The following is a 23126-nucleotide window of genomic DNA, read 5'->3' on the forward strand; positions in this document are numbered from 1 at the left end:
CCGGTGAGAACGACCCAAAACGGCAATAGGTTTCGCCCGGGAACTCCGCTAAACAGCGGGCGTTTTCGGCAGGCTGCTAACACTAGAAAGAAAAGATGCTGCAAAGCGTAGTCGTTGCCATCGTCAGGGCCTGTACCCGGTTTGCCTCCCTCGTCGTCGTTCTCGGGCTCCTGCTGGCGGTAGGGGCCGGCTATTACACGTCCCGGCACTTTGCCATCAACACCGACATCAATTCGCTGATTGCCCAGAATCTCGACTGGCGCCAGCGCGACCAGCAGTTCGATCGTGCCTTCGACCGCGATGCCACGATTCTCGCGGTCGTCGAGGCCAAGACACCGGAGATGGCGACCGCGGCGTCAGACGCGCTGTTCGCCAAGCTGAAGGACAACAAGGCCGAATTCCAGTCGATGCAGCAGCTCGGCACCGGCGAGTTCTTCGAGAAGAACGGCCTGTTGTTCCTGCCGACCGAGGAAGTCGGCAAGATCACCAGCCAGTTCGAATCCGCAGCGCCCCTGATCGAGATCATGGCCGGTGATCCCTCGATCCGCGGCCTGACTGGCGCGCTGGAGACCGGGCTTGCCGGCGTCAAGCGCGGCGAGGTCAAGCTCGACAGCACCGAGCGGCCGTTCAACCAGATCGCGGAGACCGTCGAGACCGTGCTCAGCAAGGGCAATGCGATTTTCTCCTGGCGCGAGCTCGTCAGCGACAAGCCGCTACAGGATTCGGACAAGCGGGCCTTCATCGAGTTCAAGCCGATTCTCGACTACAACGCGCTGGAGCCCGGCAAGGGCGCGACCGACGCGATCCGCAAGGCCGCGGTCGATCTCGATTTCGCGACGAAGTACCAGGCGCGGGTGCGGCTGACAGGTCCGGTCCCGATCGCGAACGAGGAATACGCGACCGTCCAGGAAGGCGCCATCGTCAACGGGGTGGGCACGGTGGTCGTGGTGCTGCTGATCCTGTGGCTCGCGCTGCACTCGTCGAAAATCATCTTCGCGGTATTCGTCAATCTCTTCGTCGGCCTCGCGCTGACGACCGCCGCCGGCCTGATGATGGTCGGCTCGTTCAACCTGCTGTCGATCGCGTTCGCCGTGCTGTTCGTCGGTCTGGGCGTCGATTTCGGTATCCAGTACAGCGTCCGCTACCGTTCGGAGCGCTACAAGCACAACGATCTCTCCGGCGCGCTGGTGCTTGCCGCGAAGCGCTCCGCAGTGCCGCTGTCGTTGGCGGCAATGGCGACTGCCGCCGGCTTTCTCTGCTTCCTGCCGACCGACTACAAGGGCATCTCCGAGCTCGGCCAGATCGCCGGCGTCGGCATGCTGGTGGCGTTCGTCTCCAGCATCACCGTACTGCCCGCGATGCTGAAGCTGCTGAATCCGCCCGGCGAGATGGAGCCGGTCGGTTATGCCTTCCTGGCGCCGCTCGATTACTTCCTGGAGAAGCACCGTGTGTTGGTCGTGGGCGGCACGTTGCTGCTGGCGCTCGCCGGCCTGCCGCTGCTCTACTTCCTGAAGTTCGACTTCAACCCGATGAACCTGCGCAACCCGAACGCGGAGTCGATCGCGACCTTCCTCGACCTGCGCAAGGATCCCAACACCGGCGCCAATGCCATCAACGTGATGGTCACGTCGGAAGAGCAAGCCAGGCAGGTTGAGGCGAGGCTCGAAAAGGTCCCCGAAGTACTGCGGGTGATGTCGCTCAACAGTTTCGTGCCTGAGGACCAGCAGCCGAAACTGAAGCTGATCGCGCAGGGCGCCAAGGTGCTGAACCCCGCGCTCAATCCGGATCAGATCGATGCAGCGCCGTCGGACCAGGAGAATGTCGAGTCGCTGAAATCCTCGGTCGACAATCTCCGCCGGACTGCGGGCGACGCCAAGGGCCCTGGCGCGGTTGCCTCGCGTCGACTCGCGGACGCCCTGGAGAAGCTCGCCAACTCGGATGAAGCGACCCGCAACAAGGCGCAGGACGTGTTCGTCGCGCCGATGAAGATCGTGTTCGACCAGCTGAGAAATGCGATGCAGGCCGGGCCGGTCACGCTGAGCTCATTGCCGCCGGATCTCGTGAGCGCCTGGAAGAGCAAGGACGGCATCATCCGTGTCGAGGCTCAGCCCAAGGGCGATCCGAACGATAACGATACGCTGCGCAAGTTTGCGGCCGCCGTGCTCGCTGCCGAGCCGACCGCGATCGGCGGACCCGTCTCGATCCTGAAATCCGGTGACACCGTGGTGAATGCCTTCATCCATGCCGGCATCTATGCGCTGCTGGTGATCGGCCTGTTGCTGTGGATCACGCTCCGTCGCATCGTGGACGTGCTGATGACGCTGGTGCCGCTTCTGGTTGCGGGTGCGGTGACGCTCGAGATCTGCGTGTTGATCGGCCTGCCGCTGAACTTCGCCAATATCGTCGCGTTTCCGCTGCTGCTCGGCGTCGGCGTCGCGTTCAAGATCTATTATGTCGTCGCGTGGCGGTCCGGCAGGACGAACCTGCTTCAGACCAGCCTGACGCGGGCGATCTTCTTCAGCGCGCTGACGACGGCGACGGCGTTCGGCAGCTTGTGGCTGTCGAGCCATCCGGGCACATCCAGCATGGGCAAGCTGCTCGCTTTGTCGCTGGTGACGACGCTTGCCGCAGTGTTGCTGTTTCAGCCGGCCCTAATGGGCAAACCCCGCAATCTCAGGGAGTAGGCAGATATCGCCGACGGGGTCAGTGGAGCTCTTCTGACCCGGCTTGGCCGCGGCGGCACTCTTCGGCGTGGTCGCGGTCGGCACAGGTGCCGCGGCAGCCGGCGCAGACTTGGGCGCCGCACCGGTGGTTTTTGGCGCGCCCTTGGCCATGGCGTTGGCGGTGCTCAGGGGAATCGGCGGACCAACGCGGGTCCAGGTCTCGCCGCCGCACAGGAAGCCCAGCACGCAACCCTTGATCTCGAGCTGGTCGGTGCCATTTGGCGTGATGGTCGCACTATACATCTGACCATCCTTGGCGTTGTAGACCTGACCTTCCCATTGCTCGGCGCCAGCCGTCTTCTTCATGTTGATCAGGGTCGCCATGCCCAGTGTCGGCCTGTTCTTTTTTGAGACATCCGGGTTGTTCTCGTCACGGCCTCCGGGCTGCTTTTCCCAGGAAACCGCGCCCCACATGCTGCCATTGCATTGCGCGACACGGATATTGGCGACGCCATCGGCGACGCGCCAATCGCCGGTGGGATCGGCGGCAAGCGCCGGTGTCAGGCCGGCGTAACCACCTGCCAGTATTATTCCGGTGTAAATGGCCAAACGCATATGTGTTCCTCGGCAGTGCAACATGGTCTAAAGCTGTGCTTGCGAAGATGGTCCGAAAAAGGGCAAAAGGCCGCACAGACCCTTTTCCGTTCGCTGATCGTTTTCAGTTGACGAAGCGGCCCTCAACCGAAGTATGTAGCGGATGATCAGTCCAAATCCAGACATGTCCCAGTTGTTCGCGGACCGTCAGGCCCAGCGCAGCACCCTGCATAATCGGTACCTGAACGAGCAGTTCGTCCGGGTTCTCAAGACCATCGGCTACGACGTCGGCTTCCAGAAGGGGCAGGGGCAGTACCTCTACGATCGCGAGGGGGCACGCTACCTCGATCTCTTGTCCGGCTTTGGCGTGTTCGCAATCGGGCGCAATCATCCTGTCATGCGCGAGGCGTTGAAAAGCGTGCTCGATGCCGATCTGCCCAATCTGGTCCAGTTTGACGTCTCGGTGCTGGCCGGCGTGCTCGCCGAGCGGCTTCTGAAATATGTTCCCTATCTCGACAAGGCGTTCTTCGCCAATTCCGGCGCCGAATGCGTCGAGGCCGCGATCAAGTTCGCGCGCGGCGCGACGGGGCGTCCCGGCATCGTCTATTGCGCCCACGGCTATCACGGCCTGACCTATGGTGCGTTGTCGCTGACCGGCGATTCGAACTTCCGCACCGGCTTCGAGCCGCTGCTGCCGGGCTGCACCTCGGTTCCGTTCAACGATCTGGCCGCGCTCGAGAAGGCGCTGGCCTCGCGCGAGGTCGCTGCCTTCGTCGTCGAGCCGATCCAGGGCAAGGGCGTCAACATGCCCTCCGACGAGTTCCTGCCGGGCGCGGCCGCGCTCTGCAAGAAGTACGGTACGCTGTTCGTCGCCGACGAGATCCAGACCGGCATGGGCCGGACCGGCCGCTTCCTCGCGGTCGAGCACTGGAACGTCGAGCCCGACATGGTGCTGCTGTCGAAGTCACTGTCGGGCGGCCACGTGCCCGTCGGCGCCGTGCTGACGCGCAAGAGCATCTTCGACAAGATTTTTAATCAGATGGATCGCGCCGTGGTGCACGGCTCCACCTTCTCCAAGAACGATCTCGGGATGGCCGCGGGCATCGCCACGCTCGATGTGATGGAATCGGAGAAGCTGATCGAGGCTGCGGCCAAGCGCGGTGCCGAGCTTCGCCTCGCGCTCACGCGTATGGTGCCCGGCTACGAGCTGATGAAGGAAGTGCGCGGCAAGGGTCTGATGATCGGCATCGAGTTCGGGCCGCCGAAATCGCTGCGGCTGCGGGCGTCCTGGAACGTGCTGGAGGCCGCCAACAAGGGCCTGTTCTGCCAGCTCATTACCGTGCCCCTGTTCAAGGACCACAAGATCCTGACCCAGGTCGCCGGTCACGGCAGCCACACCATCAAGCTGCTGCCGCCGCTCACCATCACCGAAGAAGACTGCAACTGGATCGAGCGCGCCTTCGACGACGTCATCGCCGGCAGCCACAAGGTCCCCGGCGCGATCTGGTCGCTCGGCAAGACGCTGGTCGACAACGCGGTGCGACGGTCGGCATAGACACCGAGCGGTCCGCGGCTCAGCGGAGCCAGCGCGGTACGTGAGGCGCAACGGCGAGCGTGTTGTGCTCGACATATTTGCTGCTGCCCCTCAAGATGCCGCTTCATGCGATTTGCAATTGTTCTCGTCTCGCTTCTCCTGTTTCTGACGTTCGTCGTGTCCAGCGCGCGCGCCTGGCTCAGCTACAACGGTTACAGAGAACTAATGCCGAAGCCCCGCGTGGTCGGGGCGCTTGCGGCCATCCGTGTCTCCATGCGTGCGATGCACGATCCCGGCGATCCCGACCTGTCGCGGGAGTGCCTGGCGCAGCTCAAGAGTTTCAGGATTGCAGCTCTGATCGCCGCCACGACATGGATCGCGACGGGATTATTTATCGTCACATTGAGAGCATTTGATCTTCAGCGGCTCTTCGACTGAAATCGACCGCGGAAATAAGTCTATCCCTCCACATTCGCCTTCATCGCCGCCTCGAACTTGTCGACGAACTCGGTGAGCTCGTCGCCGCCGATGTCGCTGACGGCCCAGAAGTTCAGGCCGCGCTCACCCCAGCGGCGGCAGTTGAAGCCCTGCATGGTCTGCGTCTTCGGTGGCCGATGCTCGGTGCTCGCGGTCTGCGACACGAACAGGTTGATGATGTGCTGCCGGCGCTTGTAAACGACCGCGCCGATCGCACGTGCATCAACGTAATCGAGCCGGCCGCCGACCAGCGTAAAGCCTTGCGCGGTAAGGTCGATCACCGGCGGGGCAACGTCGAGCTTGCCGTTGAACCACGGCTTGACGGTGTGCTGGTCGGTCGAGACGACGTCGATGAGATGGCCGGCCTGGAGCGAGCGCAGATGCGCGGAGACGACCTCCGAGAGGATGCGCTGCTGGTCGTCCTGGCGCAACACGACGGCGACGACGCCGGAGGCGGCGAGCGCGGAGACGGCCGAACCCATCGCAAAGCCGCGCAGCACCGAGCGTCGGCTGAGCTGCGGCCGCGCCTGCGGGAGCGAGGCCTCGATACGTGCGCGCAGGCTCGCCGGTGCCGTGTAGCGCAGCTTCGCACCGGCAAGCGCGTGCCGCATTTCGCGTTGCGCGGCAAGTTCGGCCGCGCAGGCCGGGCAGGTGGCGATATGGGCTTCGACCTCGCGCGCGTGGCCGGCATCAAGCTCGTTGTCGAGCAGCGCGTGAAGCAGGATCTTTGCTTCGTCGCAGGTCATCTCAAATGCTCCTCTTCCGCCGTCCAGGCCGCGCGCAGCATGGCGCGGGCGCGGGCGAGGCGGGACATCACGGTGCCGACGGGGGCGCCGACGGCTTCTGCAATTTCACGATAGGACAGGTTGTTGATCTCCCGCAGCACGAAGGTTTCCTTGAACGGCTCGGCCAGCGCGTCGATCATCTTGCGGATGGCGCCGGCGTCGCGATTGCGCAGCACTTCAGCCTCCGGGCTCGCCTCGTTCTCCTGCCACATCGGCGTCTGGTCGGCTGCTCCCGGCGTATCCTCGATCGCGGCATGCGAATGCGCGCGTCTGGCATATTCTGCGTTGCAGACATTGCGCAGGATCGCGAACAGCCACGGCTTCATGGCCGGGCCGCGATAGCTGTCAAAGTGCTTCAGCGCTCGCAGATAGCATTCCTGCACCGCGTCCTCCGCGTCGGAGGCGTCGCGCAGCAGATAGCGTGCGAGCGTGTAGACGTCGTCGAGATGGGGCAGTGCCGCCTCGCGGAAGCGCTGCGCCTTCTGGAAATCGTCGCTGACGGGCATCGCCTCTCGCTCTGCCTCTTGCTGCGTTTGGTACGTCGTATCGCCTTGGGGCCTGACCGAAGGCACGCGAGCCCGGCCGGCGTGTGACCACCGGCCGGGCAAGACAGAGATGCCTTGGTTGGAGACGTTACTCAACCTTGATCATCCCGGTCATGTGCGGGTGCAGCGAACAAAAATACTTGTAGTCGCCCGCATCGGTGAAGGTGAACGAGAACTTGTCGTCAGTGTCCAGGGCCTTGGACCGGAACTTGCCGGCCGACACCACGGTGTGCGGGATGTCGTCCCGGTTGGTCCAGGTCACGGTCGTGCCGACCTTGATCTTGAGTTCCGCCGGCTGGAAGACGAAATTGTCGATATGCACCTCCATGGCGTTGTCGTCGGCACGGGCAGTCGTGATGGGCAGCAGGATGGCCGCGGCCACAGCGACGGAGAAGTCGCGGCGATTGAGCGTCTTCATTGTCAGCTTCTCTTCAACCTTGAATCAACCTTGGAGCGGCGTGTCGATGATGGCGAGCCGCTGCTCGTTTTGCTTGAAGTTGATGCTGGCGACCCCGAGCATCGATCGGAGCTTGGCGTCCTCGACCTTCATCGGCCCGGGAGAGGGGGCGGCACCCGGCGCCGGTTGCGGGAAGGCGGTCGAACGTGCGGTGTGGAAGGTGACGTTGCCCTCGACCTTCTGCATCACCTGGTGGATGTGGCCGTTCAGCACGGTGACCGAGCCGAAGCCCTTGACGTATTCAAGCGCGCGGCCGCCATCCTCGGTGCCCCAGCCCCATTCCGGATAGACGGTCCAGAGCGGAATGTGTGCAAATAAGACGATAGGTGTGGATTTCGACTTGCCGCGAAGGTCGTCCTCGAGCCAGGCGAGCTGCTCGGTGCCGAGATTGCCGAGGCCGCCGGCCTTGAGGTCGACGACGTTGACGAGGCCGACGAAGTGCACACCGCCGGCGTCGAAAGAGTACCAGCCCGCGCCCTTGGTGCCGCGACCGTAGCGGTCGCGATAGAACTTCACCTCCTCGTCGAGGAAGTCATGCTCGCCGGGCACGTAATGCACGTCCAGCTTGGACTGTGAGATGATGCGGTCGGCGTTGTCGAACTCGGACGCCTTGGACAGATGGGTGATGTCGCCGGTGTGGATCATGAACGACGGCTTGGTCGGCATCGCATTGATCTTGTTGACGGCTTCTTCCAGCGTGCCCAGCGCATTGGGGTTCGCCGGCTTGTCGAAGCCGACATGGCTGTCGCTGATCTGGAGGAAGGTCATGCCGGGCGCGGCGGCAGTTGCGGCCTCAGCGGAATCGATGATGCCAAGCGAGCGCGGCACGCCGCCGGTAATGGTCCAGAGCACCCCGGTGCCGGCCCACGTCATGCATTCGAGCACCTTGCGGCGGCTGACGCCGTCGTCCCCGTGATCGTGTCCGCTCATCGCAACGTCTCCTTTGGCCCGGAATTGGGCTTCGGGGAGTTGATCGGGGGAGGGGGAGACTTATTCCCGGACGCGATGACGTTTTCGTGAGGTGGGGTCACATACGCCGGGCGGGGGATAAGAGAGCTGAACGGCGACCTACGCCGAAAATTCCCGGATCGCCCGCGCCACGAGCGCGGGAGCTTCCTGCACCACGCAGTGGCCGGCGCCTTCGAAAACGAGCGTTTGGGCGTGCGGGATGAGGGCCAGGGCGTGCGTCGCCATCTCCTTGTAAATCGGCCACGACATCTCGGCGGTCGTCACCATCACGGGGCACGCGATCTCACTGAACCAGGTAAAGGGATTGCCGCGGGGGTCGCCGACATAAACCTGTTCCATCACCTCGTAGATCGGACGCAGCATGGCTGACTCGATCTCCGGCGTGCAGCAAAGGCGCACCCGCCCATTGTCGAGCGGCGTGAAGCCGTGCCGGACATAGGCCCAGAGCGAAGCCTCGGTCCAATCCACAAAGGCGGGAGCCGCGCGGTAGCGTTCGAAGACAGCGTCGGGACTGTCGAACTCGGCCTGCCTGCGCAACGCGCCTTGCACGCGGGACAGCGATTGCTCGCTCAATCCGACTGATGGATCGCGCGCCGCGAACGGGTTCATCGCGGTCGGCTCCATCACGAACAGGCGCGTGAAGCATCCCGGCACCAGCTTCGCTGCCAGCAACAGGTCGGTTGCGCCTGCGCTGTGGCCGATGCCGTAGACGTTACGCAAGCCGAGCGCGTCGACCACCCGGCAGATGTCGTCGGCATAATCCGCAAAGTGATAGGTGCGGGGCTTGTGGCTGGCGCCGTGGCCGCGACGATCGAGCCCGTAGACGGTGTAGGTCGACGCGAGCTCGCGCGCGACCTCGTCCCAGACGTCGGCGACGAAGCCGGTGCCATGCACGAGCAGGGCAGGCGGCTTGCCGCGCTCGCCCCATTGCAGCATGGCGATCTCTGCGCCGGCGGGGCCGATGGAAAAGCGCTGAGGGATCATGGTGACGGGATGCTACTTCGCATCCTCCAGGATCATCGTGGCCCCCTTCTCGGCGATCATCGCGGTCGGCGTGTTGGTGTTACCCGAGGTGATGGTCGGCATGATCGAGGCGTCGACGACACGCAGGCCGCCGAGTCCATAGAAGCGCAGGCGTTCGTCGACCACGGCCATGGGATCGTTCGCCGATCCCATCTTCGCCGTGCCGACGGGATGGAAGATGGTGGTGCCGATGTCGCCGGCGGCTTTCGCCAGCGAGGCATCGTCATCGCCGACCGAGGGGCCGGGCAGATATTCCGTGGGTCGATACTTCGCGAGCGCCTTCTGCTGCATCAGGCGGCGCGTGGTGCGGATCGCGTCGGCGCCGACCTGGCGGTCGTCGTCGGTCGACAGATAGTTCGGCGCGATGATCGGCTTGTCGTCAGGGCCCGCCGAGCGCAGGCGCACGGTGCCGCGCGAGGTCGGCTGGAGATTGCAGGCGCTCACCGTGATGGCGGGGAAGCGGTGCAGCGGATCGCCGAACTTGTCGAGCGACAGCGGTTGCACGTGGAACTGGATGTTGGCGCGCGCACGTGTCGCGTCGGAACGCGTGAAGATGCCGAGCTGCGACGGCGCCATGGTCAGCGGACCACGACGGCGGAAGGCATAGTCGAGACCCATCAGGCCGCGGCGGAACAGGTTGTAGTAGGTCTCGTTCAGCGTCCGCACCCCCTCGACCTTGTAGATCGCACGCTGCTGAAGGTGGTCCTGCAAGTTGCGGCCCACGCCGGGCTTGTCCATCACGATGTCGATGCCGAGCGGCGACAGCCAGTCAGCCGGCCCGATGCCGGAGCGATGCAGTACCTGCACCGAGCCGATCGAGCCGGCCGAGAGGATCACCTCGTGCTTGGCGCGCGCCTCGACGATCTCGCCGTTCTGGATGAAGCGCACGCCGACGGCGCGGCCTTGCTCAATGACGAGACGATCGACCAGCACATGCTTCTCGAGCCGAAGGTTCGGGCGGTTCAGCGCCGGCTTGAGGAAGCCGCGCGCCGACGACCAACGCCGGCCACGCTTCTGGTTGACGTGGAAATAGCTGGTGCCCTCGTTGTCACCGGTGTTGAAGTCGGGAATGCGCTTGATACCCATTTCCTCTGCAGCATCGCCAACGGCATCGAGAACGTCCCAGGACAGTCGGGGCGCCTCGATGCGCCAGCCGCCGCCGGCGCCGTGATGCTCGCTGGCGCCGAGGAAGTGATCCTCCAGCCGCTTGAACAGCGGCAGCACGTCATCGTAGCCCCAGCCGGTCATGCCGAGCTGGCGCCAGTGATCGTAATCGGCGGCCTGGCCGCGCATCGAGATCATGGCATTGATCGCCGAAGAGCCTCCGATCACCTTGCCGCGGGGATAGGCGAGCGAGCGGCCGTTCAGGCCAGGGTCGGCCTCGGTCTTGAACATCCAGTCGGAGCGAGGATTGCCGATGGCAAAGAGGTAGCCGACCGGAATGTGGAACCAGATCCAGTTGTCGTCGCCGCCGGCCTCGAGAATCAGGACGCGGTTTCCGGATACGGCCGACAGCCGGTTGGCGATGATGCAGCCGGCCGTGCCGGCGCCGACGATAATGTAGTCAAAATCACCTTCGAGCCGCCTTGGCATTCTGCTTTCCACCCCGAATGGTCTCCAAACGCGTTCCGTCCTAATAGGCAGACGGACTGGGCCGGGACAAGCCCGGCCATGCCGAACGGGCAGAGCCAGCCCCGTTCTCCGGCAGTTAGGTGGACTGGCGCTTGCATGGTAGACGGGCTTGTATTTTCAACAGAGCTCGAGATCCTCCATGCCCATCGTGAGCCGCGTCGCCGACCTCCAACCCGATATCCAGACCTGGCGGCGGGACATCCACCAGCACCCCGAGTTGCTGTATGATGTCCACCGCACCGCAGCATTCGTGGCGGATCGCCTGCGCGAGTTTGGCTGCGATGAGGTTGTGACCGGCATTGGCCAGACCGGCGTGGTCGGTGTGATCAAGGGCAAAAAGCCCGGCGGCGAGGGGCTCAAGGCGATCGGCATGCGTGCCGACATGGACGCGCTGCCCGTCGACGAGCAAACTAACCTGCCTTACGCCTCGAAGACCCCCGGCAAGATGCACGCCTGCGGCCACGACGGCCACACCGCGATGCTGCTCGGTGCCGCGCGCTATCTCGCCGAGACCCGCAATTTCGCCGGCGACGCCGTCGTGATCTTCCAGCCGGCCGAGGAGGGCGGCGCCGGCGGCGCGGCGATGGTCAAGGACGGCATGATGGAGCGCTTCGGCATCGAGCAGGTTTACGGCATGCACAATGGTCCCGGCATTCCGATCGGCTCCTTCGCGATCCGGCCCGGCCCGATCATGGCGTCGACCGACGAGGTCGATTTCATGATCGAGGGCCTCGGCGGCCATGCCGCGCGTCCGCACAAATGCGTCGATTCCGTTCTCGTGGGTGCACAGCTGATCACCGCCTTGCAGTCGATCGTCTCGCGCAGCGTCGATCCGCTGGAATCGGCCGTGATCTCGATCTGCGAATTCCACGCCGGCAATGCCCGCAATGTCATTCCGCAAACCGCGACGCTGAGAGGCACGATCCGCACGCTGACAGCTGATGTGCGCAAGCTGGTCGAGAAGCGCGTGCGCGAAGTCGTGGCGGGCGTCGCCCAGATCACCGGCGCAAAGATCGACCTGCAGTACAAGCGCGGTTATCCTGTCGTGAACAATCACGCCGCAGAGACCGAGGTGGCGACGCGCATTGCCAGGCAGGTCGCGGGCGATACCAATGTGCTGGAGATGTCGCCAATGATGGGCGGCGAGGACTTTGCCTACATGCTGGAAGCGCGACCCGGTGCCTTCATCTTCTGTGGCAATGGCGACAGCGCCGGCCTTCATCACCCCGCCTACAATTTCAACGACGAGGCGATCGTGTTCGGCACGTCCTACTGGGTCAAGCTGGTCGAGGAGCAGCTCGCGGCGTCATGACACGCTGAACCGAGGCACGAATGAAAAGGGCCCGTGCATCGCACGGGCCCTTTTTCTTGGCATGTCGTGTCGCGGCTCAGACCACGTGCGAAAACAGATAGTACAGCACGCCCGAGATGATCATCGCGGCCGGCAGGGTCAGCACCCAGGCCATGGCAATGTTGCGAATCGTCGCCCATTGCAGGCCCGAGCCGTTGGCGGCCATGGTGCCGGCGATGCCCGATGACAGCACGTGAGTAGTCGAGACCGGCAGGCCGTAGACGTCGGCGGCAGCAATGGTGGCGGCCGCAGTAATCTCGGCGCAGGCGCCTTGCGCATAGGTCAGGTGCGTCTTGCCGATTTTCTCGCCGACGGTGACGACGATACGCTTCCAGCCAACCATGGTGCCGAGGCCGAGCGCGATGGCGACCACGATCTTCACCCAGCCGGGGATGAACTTCGTGGCGCTGTCGAGCGAGCCCTTATAGGCGTTGAGCACGGCAACGTCGGTGGCGCTGAGCTCGGCTTCCTTGTCCTTCATCAGGAAGCGCAGTGCTTCCGATGCGAGGTACATGTCGTTGCGGGTGTTGCCGACGAGGTCGGCAGGCACCTTGGCGAGCGAGCCGTAGGTGCTCACCTGCTTGGCGATGTCGCGCACAAGTACGGCGAGCGACGGGAACGTACCGGCGTTGACCTCGTGCTGCGCGACAAAGTTGGTCACGGCCGGCCGCGGATTGCCGATCACGCTGTAGCCGGCGGCCTTACCCTCGATGATCTTGCTGGCGGCTTCCGAGTTCTGAATGAACGCGGCGATCTGGCTCTCCGGCAGGGCGCGGTTGAGCGCGTAGGCGGTCGGCACGGTGCCGATCAGGATCAGCATGATCAAGCCCATGCCCTTCTGACCGTCATTGGAACCGTGGAAGAAGCTCACCAGCGTGCAAGTCAGGATGAGAATGCCGCGGATCCACCACGGCGGCGGCTGGTCGCCCTTCGGTTCGCCGAACAGAGCGGGTGTGGCGCGCAGCAGCACCGTGCGCAGGATCAGCAGCAGGCCAGCGGCGAGCGCGAAGCCGAACAGCGGCGACAGCAGCAGCGCCTTGCCGATATTGGTGGCTTGGGACCAGTCGACGCCGGTGGTGCCGCTGCGGCCATGCAGGACCGCGTTCATGATGCCGACGCCCATGATCGAGCCGATCAGGGTGTGCGAGCTTGAGGCCGGCAGGCCGAAATACCAGGTGCCGACGTTCCAGATGATGGCGGCGATCAGCAGCGCGAACACCATCGCGAAGCCGGCGCTTGAGCCGACCTGGAGGATCAGCTCGACCGGCAGCAGCGAGACGATGCCGAACGCGACCGCGCCGGAGGACAGCAGCACGCCGAACAGGTTGAACATGCCGGACCACACCACCGCGACATGGGCGGGCAGCGAGCGGGTGTAGATCACGGTTGCGACCGCGTTGGCGGTGTCGTGGAAGCCATTCACGAACTCGAAGCCGAGCGCGATCAGGAGCGCGACGAAGAGCAGGAGGAAGGGGGCGAAGGCCTTGACCTGCACGCCGGACGCATCAACGTCGACCCAGATGCTGTAGGCGACGAACAGCAATGCGGCGGCGATCACCCCCATGTAGATCACGCCGGTGAGGGGATGAAATCCGCGATTGAGGTCTGGCCCCTTACTCAAAGCAGGCTCAATCGAGCCCGGCAAAGCAACGTCACTCATTGGAAATTCTCCTGTCCCAAGGCCCCGATTTTGCGCGCGGCATGTGACAGGCGGTTGAAATGGCGGAAGGGCCGCCGAAATGACGTGAGTTCTCCACGGCTTGTTGCCGTGCATCGGAGCTGCGTCAGGCGGCGCGCGCGGCTTTCTTCTGCAACGCGGCGGCGATCTTCAGGTCTTCGACAAAGCGCTGATATTCCATCACCTTCGCCTCGGGATCAGGTAGCCGCAGCAGATGGGACGGATGCACCGTCACCAGAGCCTTGCGTCCGTCGGGGAGGTCTATGAGCCGGCCGCGAGTCTTGCCGATGGGCGTGATCTTGCCGAACACGCTTTGCGCAGCGGTTGCGCCCATCGCCACGATGAGCTCGGGCTGGATTGCCGAAACTTCCCGCTCATACCATTGCCGACAAGCTTTGATCTCCGGCGTTGCCGGCTTCTGGTGCAGGCGGATCTTTCCGCGCGGCACGAATTTGAAGTGCTTCACGGCGTTGGTGACATAGACCTTCTTGCGATCGACGCCGGCCTCCGCAAGCGCGCGGTCGAGCATCTGGCCGGCCGGGCCGACGAAGGGATGACCGGCAAGGTCTTCCTTGTCGCCCGGCTGCTCACCGACCAGCATGATGGTGGCGTGCTTCGGGCCTTCGCCGAACACGGTTTGTGTTGCGTCCTTGTAGAGCGGGCAGGCGCGGCAATGCGCGGCCTCCTCGCGGAGGGCTTCGAGATCATCGGCAGCCGTCTTGCGTGTCATCGGGGCCTCCGGCCGCTTCTGAGGCTTGTGCGGATCGGTCGCGGCATTGGCGATCATAGCACCGGTCATGCGCTCCGCGTCCTCGATCAAGGGCTTAATGATCGAGGCCTCGGGCAGGTTCCTCCAATATTTTTTCGGCATCTCCGTCTGCATCGCTTTCACCTTGAGCCGTGCCGGATTGAAGATGCTGGCGTAATAGCGCCGCCAGGTTTCCTCCAGCCGGTCTTCGCTTGGCGCCTCGCTCTTGCTCACGCCAGGCGTGAATGAGAGCGCGTGGCCATCCCAATGCGCGCAGAGATCGGGCGTCAGGATCGACCAGGGCATGTCGGCAAAGCGTCTTGCGAAGAATGGCGCGGCGAGCTCGACGATGTGATGTTCCGGCTCGAACCACGCGACGTAATGCGCGGCGCGTTCCCGGCCGATCTCGCGAAAGCGCACGAAGGCGTGCATCTTGTGCTCGTCGCGATGGACCGCGCGTGCCATCGCCGTCACCAGCGCGATGTCGGGATCGGTCGCGACCTCGATGAGATCGTGATGGTCCTTCAGCCGCCAGAGCAGGCGATAGAGAATCGCAAAGCGCTCGCGATCGCGATGCAGGATTGCCGATTTCGCGAGATCGACGAATTTGCCTGATACATTGAACGTGCCGTCATTCACTTCGAGGATCGGCGACGGTGCGGGCGGCGCAAACAAATCGGCGTCGTCGCCTTGCACGGCCCAGGTGACATCGGCGGGCTGCACATGATGAAGCACGAGGCTGCGTGCGGCTTTGCGCCAGCCGTCGAAATCGGTTTCGCTGTCGAGGGTGATGTACTGCATCAGAATCCAAACCCCAATTGCGTTGCTTTCGGCTTGAATCGTTCGATCAGCCCGGCAGCATCGAGACGATGCGGCGTAGGGTGATGATCGCTGAGGATGATGAACGGCAGCGCTTTGTGACGGGGCACGTGTAGCCGCGCCAGATCGGAGAGGCGGATCGTGGTGGTGCGCCGCGTCGCGATAATGCGCTCGACCGCCTTGGTACCGAAGCCTGGCACCCGCAGCAGCTCCTCGCGGCTGGCGCGGTTGACGTCGAGCGGGAAGCGGTCGCGATGGCGCAGCGCCCAGGCGAGCTTGGGATCGATGTCGAGCGGCAGCATGGCGCTGTCGTCGACGATCTCCGCAACATCGAAGCCGTAGAAGCGCATCAGCCAATCGGCCTGGTAGAGCCGGTGCTCGCGCAGCAGTGGCGGCTTGACCAGAGGCAAAGCGCGGCTGGCGTCCGGGATCGGGCTGAAGGCGGAATAGTAGACGCGCCTCAGTCGATAGGAGCCGTAGAGATTGGCACTGGTATGGAGAATGGTGTGGTCGTTCGCGCTGTCTGCGCCGACGATCATCTGCGTGCTTTGTCCGGCCGGCGCGAAGCGCTGCGGCTTCGCTCTCGTTTTCGCGGCGCGATCGTCCTCGGCCTCGTCCAGCTTGAGTCGCAGCCGGCCCATGGTGCGGCGGATCGCGCGCACGTCCTTCTCCGGCGCGAATTGCTGCAAGCTCGCCGCTTCGGGCATCTCGATGTTGATGGAAAGACGGTCGGCATATTTGCCGGCTTCCGTGATCAGCGCGTCGTCGGCCTCCGGAATGGTCTTGAGATGGATGTAGCCGCGGAAGTGATGTTCCTCGCGCAGTTTTCGCGCGACGCTCACCACTTGCTCCATCGTGTAGTCGGGGCTGCGAATGATGCCGGAGGAGAGAAACAGTCCCTCGATGTAATTGCGTCGGTAGAAGTCCAGCGTCAGCTTGACCACCTCGTCGACGGTGAAGCGGGCGCGCGGCACGTTGGAGGAAGCGCGGTTGACGCAATAGAGGCAATCGTAATTGCAGGCGTTGGTCAGCAGCACCTTGAGCAGCGAGATGCAGCGTCCGTCCGGCGCGTAGGAATGGCAGATGCCCATGCCCGGCGCGGTCGAACCCATGCCCTTGCCGTCGCTGGAATCCCGCTTCTCGGTGCCGCTGGAGGCGCAGGACGCGTCGTACTTGGCGGCATCCGCGAGAATTTCCAGTTTGCGTTGTACGTCCATGTTTGAATCTCTTTGATTCCGCTCATGAATCTTTGGCGCGCCAATTCGATTGACTCTTCGGCTGCCGTTAGCTTTATATTAGAACATATCATGAACAAATGAGCCAGCCGTTGGTTCTTCTTTTGAAAGCCACGGCATCAATCTCTAGGGAGCGGCGAGCATGAGCGGCGCACGCATGAGCGCGCTTGCGACCTTGCGCAGCCAGATCGAACGGATCGAGACAGCGGAGGTCGTGCATCATCACGACCGCGTCGCGCTCGGTCACGGTGAGGTCGATCGCGCCTTGAAAGGCGGGCTCGCGCGCGCGGCGATCCACGAGGTGTTTTGCGAAGGGCGCCAGGGTGCGGCCGCGACGGGCTTTGTCACGGGGCTTGCGGGCCGCGTCACGACGCAGCGGCCGCTATTGTGGGTTCGGCAGGATTTCTCGCAGATCGAGACCGGCGCGCTGTCGATGAGCGGGCTCGCCGAGCTCGGCCTCGATCCGCGTCGCGTGGTGATGGTGCGTGCGGCTGACGTCGAGAGCGCGCTGCGCACCTCGGCCGATGCGCTCGCCTGCGATGCGCTCGGCGCCGTCGTGCTCGAGCTCTGGGGCGAGACCAGGCAGTTCGACCTGGTGGCGAGCCGCAAGCTGACGCTGGCCGCGCAAGGCTCAGGCGTCACTGGCCTGTTGCTGCGGATGGCGGCGCAGCCGCTGCCTTCGACCGCGGAGACCAGATGGATGCTGCGCGCGGCGCATTCGCCGCCGGGTTCAGCATGGAGTGCCTGGGGCGCGCCGCGCTTCGATGTCGAGCTGTTGCGCAATCGTCATGGCCCGTGCGGCCGGTGGATCATGGAATGGAAGTGTGATGAGTGCCAGTTCAGTGAACCGTCGGCGTATCCTCAGCCTGTGGCTGCCACGCCTGCCCATCGACCGGATCCAGCGGTTCTTCAGCAGCGCCGGGCTGGGTAAGACCAATGCGCCGAGCATCGTTGTCATCAAGGACAACAATGCGCTGGTGATCCATGCGCTGGACGAAGCTGCCGAACGTTTGGGTCTGCATATCGGCCAGCCGCTGGCCAATGCGCGAGCGATGTGTCCGGACCTGAAAGTGTTCGACGCCGATGTCGTCGCCGATGCCAAGACGCTCAGCGACATCGCCGACTGGTGCGACCGCTTCACGCCGCTGGTGGCGCTCGATGCGCCGCACGGCCTGTTCCTCGATATCACCGGCTGCGCGCATCTGTTCGGTGGCGAGGCGGCCTTGTTGCAGACGCTGGTCCGGGCGCTCGGTCGACAAGGCTTTGTCGTCAGCGCAGCCGTTGCCGGCACCTCGGTCTGCGCGCGCACGCTGACGCGGCAGGCCGCGGGCAGCATCGTTGCCGATGGCGGGGAGGCAGCGGCGATCGACCGGTTTCCGGTGTCCGCACTCGGTGCGGATGAGGCGATCACCACCGGCTTGCGCCGTGCCGGTCTGAAGACCATCGGCGATGTCGCCTCGCGCACCCCGAGCGAAATCACGGCGCGGTTCGGTGCGCGGTTCTCCACGCTGCTTGCGCATGCGCTGGGACAGGGCGATGCGCCGATCAGCCCTCGCAAGCCGCTGCCCGATTACATCGTGGAAAAACGCTTTGCCGAGCCGATCGCGACCGACACCATGATCGCGATGACGCTGTCGCGGCTCGCTAACACGTTGATCGTCGCCATGGAGAAGCAGGGCAAGGGCGCGCGGCGGCTGGAAGCCGCGTTCTTCCGCACTGACGGCGTGGTGCGCGCGATCACGGTCGAAACCGGACGTCCGGTAACGCGAAGCGCCGTGATTGACCGCCTGTTCCGCGAACGGCTCGATGCGCTCGCCGATCCGCTCGATCCCGGCTTCGGCTTCGACATGGTGCGCCTGTCGGCAAGCCGCACCGAGATCGTGGTGCAGGAGCAGCGCGATCTCGATGCTCACATCCATGACAATGACGAACTCGCCGCGCTGATCGACCGTATCGCCGCGCGCATCGGCGGAAAGCGTGTCGTCGTGCATCTGCCGCAGGATACCCATATCCCCGAGCAGGCGGTGCTGGCCGCGCCCGCCCAGCATCATCTCGCTGCTGCCGTGCAGGCCGAGTGGCCCGCGCGTGCCGAAAGCGAGCCACCGCTGCGTCCCCTCAGACTGTTCGACCAGCCGGAGCCGGTCTCCGTGCCGTTCGCGACCGTGCCTGACGGCCCGCCGCACCAATTCACCTGGCGGCGCGCGAAACATGCGGTGGTGCGGGTGGAGGGGCCCGAACGCATCGCGATGGAATGGTGGCGGCAGGACGGCAAGCCGCTGACGCGGGATTATTTCCGCATCGAGGATGCAGAGGGCCTGCGCTTCTGGATTTTTCGCGACGGTCTTTATGAAGGGGAGGTGTTCGACGCCGACGGCGAGCCCGCTCCACCCCGCTGGTATGTGCACGGTCTCTTCGCATGAACATTCCTGCCTATGCCGAGATCGGCATCACCACCAATTTCTCCTTCCTGCGCGGCGGGTCGGATCCGCGCGCCTATGTGCATCAGGCCAGCAAGCTCGGCATTCCCGTGATCGGGATTGCCGATCACAACACGCTGGCCGGCGTGGTGCGGGCCTGGAATGAGCTCGACAATGACAAGGTGCTGCACAAGCCAAAGCTGCTGATCGGCGCACGCATCGTCTTCATCGACGGCACGCCCGACATTTTCGTCTATCCACGCGATCGCGCTGCCTATGGCCGGCTCTGCCAGCTTCTGACCCGGGGCAAGCGCGGCGACGACATCACCCGGATCGAGAAAGGCGAGTGCCATCTCAGCTTTGGCGATCTGTTGGAGTTTGCGGAAGGCCAGCTCCTGGTCCTGACGCTGCCGCATCGGTTTGATGATGCGCAAGCGCTGGATGTGCTTTCAAAGCTGAAAGCAAGCCGCGCTGACGGTGTGTGGCTGGCGGCGAGCCTGATCTATCGTGGTGACGATCGCCGTCGCCTGGCGCGGCTCGATGATCTCGCCGCCAAAGCAAAGGTGCCGCTGCTCGCGACCAACGAGGTGCTCTATCACGATCCCGGCCGGCGCCCCCTCCAGGACGTGCTCACCTGCATCCGGGAAAAGACCACGATCGAGGCCGTCGGACGCAAGCTGGAAGCCAATGCCGAGCGCTTTCTGAAGACGCCCCGCGAGATGTCCCGGCTGTTCCGCGATGTCCCCGAGGCGATCGCGGAGACCATGCGTTTTGCCGACAGGATCCAGTTCTCGCTCGACCAGCTCAGATATCAATATCCTGATGAGCCGGTGCCGCCGGGCAAGACCGCGCAGGGACATCTGGAGGATCTGACCTGGGCGGGGGTTGATAAATATTTCGGCGGCAAGATCGACGACAAGCTGCGTGCGACGCTCAACAAGGAACTCGCGCTGATATCAGAGCTGAAATACGCGCATTACTTCCTTACCGTGCACGACATCGTCCATTACGCGCGCAGCCAGAACATTCTGTGCCAGGGGCGGGGATCGGCGGCGAATTCGGCCGTCTGCTACGTGCTCGGGATCACCTCGGTCGATCCGACCAAGGTCGATCTCTTGTTCGAGCGTTTCATCTCTAAGGAGCGGCTCGAGCCACCCGACATCGACGTCGATTTCGAGCATTCGCGGCGCGAGGAGGTGATGCAATATGTCTATCGCCGCTACGGCCGCCACCGCGCCGCGATCATTGCCACCATCATTCATTATCGTCCGCGCAGCGCCATCCGCGACGTCGGCAAGGCACTCGGCCTGACCGAGGACGTCACCGCCGCGCTCGCTGACACTGTCTGGGGCAGCTGGGGCAAGGGCCTCAACGATATGCAGGTCCGGCAGGCCGGGCTCGATCCGCAAAACCCCATGATTGGCCTTGCGGTCGAGCTGGCGACCGAGCTGATCGAATTCCCGCGCCATCTGTCCCAGCATGTCGGCGGCTATGTGCTGACGCAGGACCGGCTCGACACTTATGTGCCGATCGGCAATGCCGCGATGGACGATCGCACCTTCATCGAATGGGACAAGGACGACGTCGACGCGCTCAACATGATGAAGGTCGACGTGCTCGCGCTCGGCATGCTGACCTGCATCAGGAAATGCTTTGATCTGATCGATCAGCACAAGGGCGAGCGTTTCGTGCTGGCAAGCGTTCCACAGGATGACCCCAAGGTTTACGACATGCTGTGTGCTGGCGAGTCGCTCGGCGTGTTCCAGGTCGAGAGCCGCGCCCAGATGAACATGCTGCCGCGGTTGAAACCACGGACCTTCTACGATCTCGTCATCGAGGTCGCGATCGTGCGCCCGGGGCCGATCCAGGGCGACATGGTGCATCCTTACTTGCGGCGCCGGAATAATTTGGAGAAGGTCACCTATCCCTCGCCATCGCCGGAGCATGGTCCCGCTGACGAACTCTACAAGGTGCTGCACAAGACCAAGGGCGTGCCCCTGTTCCAGGAGCAGGCGATGCGCATCGCGATCGAAGCGGCGAAATTCACCCCCGAGGAAGCCAATGGCCTGCGCCGCTCGATGGCGACCTTCCGCAATGTCGGCACCATCGGCCAATACGAGGAGAAGCTGATCGGCAACATGGTGGCGCGCGGCTATGATGCAAACTTCGCCAGAAGCTGCTTTGACCAGATCAAGGGCTTCGGCTCCTACGGTTTTCCCGAGAGCCATGCCGCGAGCTTTGCGCAGCTCGTCTACATCTCGTCATGGCTGAAATATCATCACCCCGACGCCTTCTGCTGTGGCCTCTTGAATTCGCAGCCGATGGGCTTTTACGCACCGGCGCAGATCGTCGGCGATGCCCGCAAGAACAGCGTCGAGGTTCGCGAGATCGATGTGTCCTACAGCTTTGCGCAGAATACGCTGGAGAATACGGAAGGCAGATATTGCGCTGTGCGTCTCGGCTTTCGCCAGATTGATGGCTTCCACTGGCTCGATCCGGATGAGGAGTTCCTCAAAAAGGAGCAGGCGAAGAGGCAAGGCAAGGTCTATGTCACCCAGAAAGATTGGGCCGATCTTATCATTGATGCCCGCAGCCGCCGGCCCTTCACCTCGCTCGAGGACTTCGCCCGCGACACCGGCCTGCCCAAGCGTGCGCTGATCCTGCTGGCCGATGCGGACGCGTTCCGCTCGCTCGGGCTCGACCGCCGCGAGGCGTTGTGGCAGGTGCGGCGGCTGCCTGACGACGTGGCGCTGCCGCTATTCGAAGCGGCCACCGCACGCGAGCAGCCGGACGAGCGCGCAAAACCGCTCCCCGTGATGCCGCGCCCCGAACAGGTCGTCGCGGATTACCAGACCATCCGGCTATCGCTGAAGGGCCATCCGATGGAATTCCTGCGTGAGATGTTTTCGCGCGAGCGCATTGTCGCCTGCAAGGAGATCAGCCACGAGAACGAGCGGCGCCGCGTCCGCTGTGCCGGTGTGGTGCTGGTGCGGCAGCGGCCGGGCAGCGCCAGCGGCGTCGTGTTCATGACGTTGGAGGACGAAACCGGCATCGCCAATGTCGTGGTGTGGCCCAAGGTCATGGAGCAGTACCGCAAGGAGGTAATGGGCGCGCGCCTCATCGAGGTTCAGGGCTACATTCAGAGCAGTCCCGAGAAGGTCACGCATCTGATCGCGCAGCGCATGATCGATCGCTCGCACGATCTGGTCGGCCTCGCCAACGATGCCCTGAGCCGCAAGCACCCGGTGCCATCAGGCGCCACTGTGGTCGAGCCGCTCAACGAAGACCCACGCGCGCTCGCAGATATGCCGGCGCAGAAAATCCGCCACCCCCGCAACGTCCGTATCCTGCCGCCGTCGCGGGATTTTCACTAAGGCTCCGATGTCGTCCTGGCTTTCGCCAGGACGACATGACCTGTCAGAAATTCACCCGGTTCGAGATCGCGCCGTCCACGACGAGATTGGAGCCGGTGGTGAATCCCGACACCGGGCTCGCCAGAAACACCGCGGCGTTTGCGATCTCCTGCGGCGTCGCCATGCGTCCGGTCGGATTGCGCTTCATCGCGTCGTTGTAACGCTCCGGCATGTTCTTCTCGATCATCTCCCAGACGCCGCCCTTGAAATAGACGGTGCCGGGCGAGACGACATTCACGCGGATCTTCTTCTTCGCGTATTGCCGCGCCAGGCCCTTGGCCATGTGGATCAGCGCCGCCTTGATCGGGCCGTAGGAGCTGGCGACATCGGCCTGCGCCGCCGAGATCGAGGAGATGATGACGAAGGCGGCATCGCCGCTCGTCTCGCCGCTGGCCTCGAGGAACGGCCGTGCCGCGTCGAATGCATGCACGGCGCCGAGCACGTCGAGCCGGAAATTCTGCTCCCACGATGCAGGATCGTGGCCTTGCGCCATTGCGCCCGCATTGGCGAACAGCAGGTCGATGCCACCGAGCTCCCTGGCTGCGCCCTCGACCCACGCCTTCAGCGCCGCGCCGTTGGTGACGTCAACGCTGCCGCCGGTGGCGTTGATGCCGCCCGCCTTTAATTCAGCAACGGTGGCCGCGACCTGCTCTGCATTGCGCGCGCACACCGCGACATTACTGCCTTCCCCGGCCAGCGTTGCCGCAATCGCCCGCCCGATGCCGCGCGTGCCGCCGAGCACGATAGCGTTTTTTCCCTTGAGACCGAGATCCATTGTTGGTTTTC

At 63.9% G+C, this 23126-nt stretch carries 18 protein-coding genes; 7 read left to right on the forward strand and 11 right to left on the reverse strand.

Annotated elements, in window-relative coordinates; all coding sequences use genetic code 11:
- The first annotated feature begins 95 nt into the window (after positions 1-95).
- Positions 96-2684: an MMPL family transporter gene (locus XI06_RS34375; protein WP_237863816.1), complete on the forward strand. Its 2589-nt coding sequence runs from the start codon at positions 96-98 to the stop codon at positions 2682-2684.
- Here XI06_RS34375 and XI06_RS34380 read toward each other — a convergent pair.
- Positions 2652-3278, reverse strand: a complete 627-nt coding sequence (locus XI06_RS34380; protein ID WP_237863817.1) for a DUF2147 domain-containing protein — start codon at positions 3276-3278, stop codon at positions 2652-2654. The genes XI06_RS34375 and XI06_RS34380 overlap by 33 nt on opposite strands.
- A gap of 142 nt (positions 3279-3420) precedes the next feature.
- Between XI06_RS34380 and hpnO the strand changes: the two genes are divergently transcribed.
- Both hpnO and XI06_RS34390 read left to right on the forward strand, forming a co-directional pair.
- Positions 3421-4812, forward strand: a complete 1392-nt coding sequence (gene hpnO / locus XI06_RS34385; protein ID WP_237863818.1) for an aminobacteriohopanetriol synthase HpnO — start codon at positions 3421-3423, stop codon at positions 4810-4812.
- A 105-nt stretch (positions 4813-4917) separates the two neighbouring features.
- Positions 4918-5229, forward strand: coding sequence for a hypothetical protein (locus tag XI06_RS34390; RefSeq protein WP_237863819.1), 312 nt, complete (start codon positions 4918-4920; stop codon positions 5227-5229).
- A 20-nt stretch (positions 5230-5249) separates the two neighbouring features.
- On the opposite strand, the gene XI06_RS34395 is transcribed toward XI06_RS34390, so the two are convergent.
- The 6 genes from XI06_RS34395 to XI06_RS34420 form a co-directional block, all read right to left on the reverse strand.
- Positions 5250-6014, reverse strand: coding sequence for an anti-sigma factor family protein (locus tag XI06_RS34395; protein ID WP_237863820.1), 765 nt, complete (start codon positions 6012-6014; stop codon positions 5250-5252).
- Positions 6011-6559 carry a sigma-70 family RNA polymerase sigma factor gene (locus XI06_RS34400; protein WP_237863821.1) on the reverse strand — a complete coding sequence of 183 codons (549 nt, stop codon included), beginning with the start codon at positions 6557-6559 and terminating at the stop codon, positions 6011-6013. The genes XI06_RS34395 and XI06_RS34400 overlap by 4 nt, the downstream gene beginning before the upstream one ends.
- Before the next feature lie 127 nt (positions 6560-6686).
- Positions 6687-7016 carry a cupredoxin domain-containing protein gene (locus XI06_RS34405; RefSeq protein ID WP_237863822.1) on the reverse strand — a complete coding sequence of 110 codons (330 nt, stop codon included), beginning with the start codon at positions 7014-7016 and terminating at the stop codon, positions 6687-6689.
- 24 nt (positions 7017-7040) lie between these two features.
- Entirely contained in the window at positions 7041-7985 is a 945-nt protein-coding gene (locus XI06_RS34410) for a metallophosphoesterase family protein (protein ID WP_237863823.1), read from the reverse strand.
- Positions 7986-8123: 138 nt separating this feature from the next.
- Positions 8124-9008, reverse strand: coding sequence for an alpha/beta fold hydrolase (locus XI06_RS34415; RefSeq protein WP_271607325.1), 885 nt, complete (start codon positions 9006-9008; stop codon positions 8124-8126).
- Positions 9009-9020: 12 nt separating this feature from the next.
- Positions 9021-10640: a GMC family oxidoreductase gene (locus XI06_RS34420; protein ID WP_237873669.1), complete on the reverse strand. Its 1620-nt coding sequence runs from the start codon at positions 10638-10640 to the stop codon at positions 9021-9023.
- A 178-nt stretch (positions 10641-10818) separates the two neighbouring features.
- Between XI06_RS34420 and XI06_RS34425 the strand changes: the two genes are divergently transcribed.
- The gene (locus tag XI06_RS34425) at positions 10819-11991 is read left to right on the forward strand and encodes a M20 aminoacylase family protein (protein WP_271607326.1); all 1173 of its coding nucleotides are present in this window, start codon (positions 10819-10821) and stop codon (positions 11989-11991) included.
- A 76-nt stretch (positions 11992-12067) separates the two neighbouring features.
- Here XI06_RS34425 and XI06_RS34430 read toward each other — a convergent pair whose 3' ends face one another.
- From XI06_RS34430 to XI06_RS34440, 3 genes are all read right to left on the reverse strand, one after another.
- A complete protein-coding gene (locus XI06_RS34430; RefSeq protein ID WP_271607327.1) occupies positions 12068-13690 on the reverse strand; it encodes an inorganic phosphate transporter in 1623 nt (540 codons plus the stop codon).
- Between the two features lie 124 nt (positions 13691-13814).
- A complete protein-coding gene (locus XI06_RS34435) occupies positions 13815-15257 on the reverse strand; it encodes a UdgX family uracil-DNA binding protein (RefSeq protein ID WP_271607328.1) in 1443 nt (480 codons plus the stop codon).
- A complete protein-coding gene (locus XI06_RS34440; protein WP_237863829.1) occupies positions 15257-16492 on the reverse strand; it encodes a putative DNA modification/repair radical SAM protein in 1236 nt (411 codons plus the stop codon). The genes XI06_RS34435 and XI06_RS34440 overlap by 1 nt, the downstream gene beginning before the upstream one ends.
- Before the next feature lie 160 nt (positions 16493-16652).
- Here XI06_RS34440 and XI06_RS34445 point away from each other — a divergent pair, with 160 nt between their 5' ends.
- The 3 genes from XI06_RS34445 to XI06_RS34455 are packed head-to-tail and all read left to right on the forward strand — an operon-like array spanning position 16653 to position 22301.
- Positions 16653-17441: an ImuA family protein gene (locus XI06_RS34445; protein ID WP_237863830.1), complete on the forward strand. Its 789-nt coding sequence runs from the start codon at positions 16653-16655 to the stop codon at positions 17439-17441.
- Positions 17338-18930 (forward strand): Y-family DNA polymerase, encoded by a 1593-nt coding sequence (locus XI06_RS34450; RefSeq protein WP_237863831.1) that lies wholly within the window; start codon positions 17338-17340, stop codon positions 18928-18930. Before XI06_RS34445 ends, XI06_RS34450 begins: the two co-directional genes overlap by 104 nt.
- Positions 18927-22301 carry an error-prone DNA polymerase gene (locus tag XI06_RS34455; RefSeq protein WP_237863832.1) on the forward strand — a complete coding sequence of 1125 codons (3375 nt, stop codon included), beginning with the start codon at positions 18927-18929 and terminating at the stop codon, positions 22299-22301. The genes XI06_RS34450 and XI06_RS34455 overlap by 4 nt, the downstream gene beginning before the upstream one ends.
- A 43-nt stretch (positions 22302-22344) precedes the next feature.
- On the opposite strand, the gene XI06_RS34460 is transcribed toward XI06_RS34455, so the two are convergent.
- Positions 22345-23115, reverse strand: coding sequence for an SDR family NAD(P)-dependent oxidoreductase (locus XI06_RS34460; protein WP_237863833.1), 771 nt, complete (start codon positions 23113-23115; stop codon positions 22345-22347).
- Positions 23116-23126: the final 11 nt, after the last annotated feature.

It is taken from the genome of Bradyrhizobium sp. CCBAU 11434 (assembly GCF_028128895.1).
GTDB lineage: Bacteria > Pseudomonadota > Alphaproteobacteria > Rhizobiales > Xanthobacteraceae > Bradyrhizobium > Bradyrhizobium zhengyangense.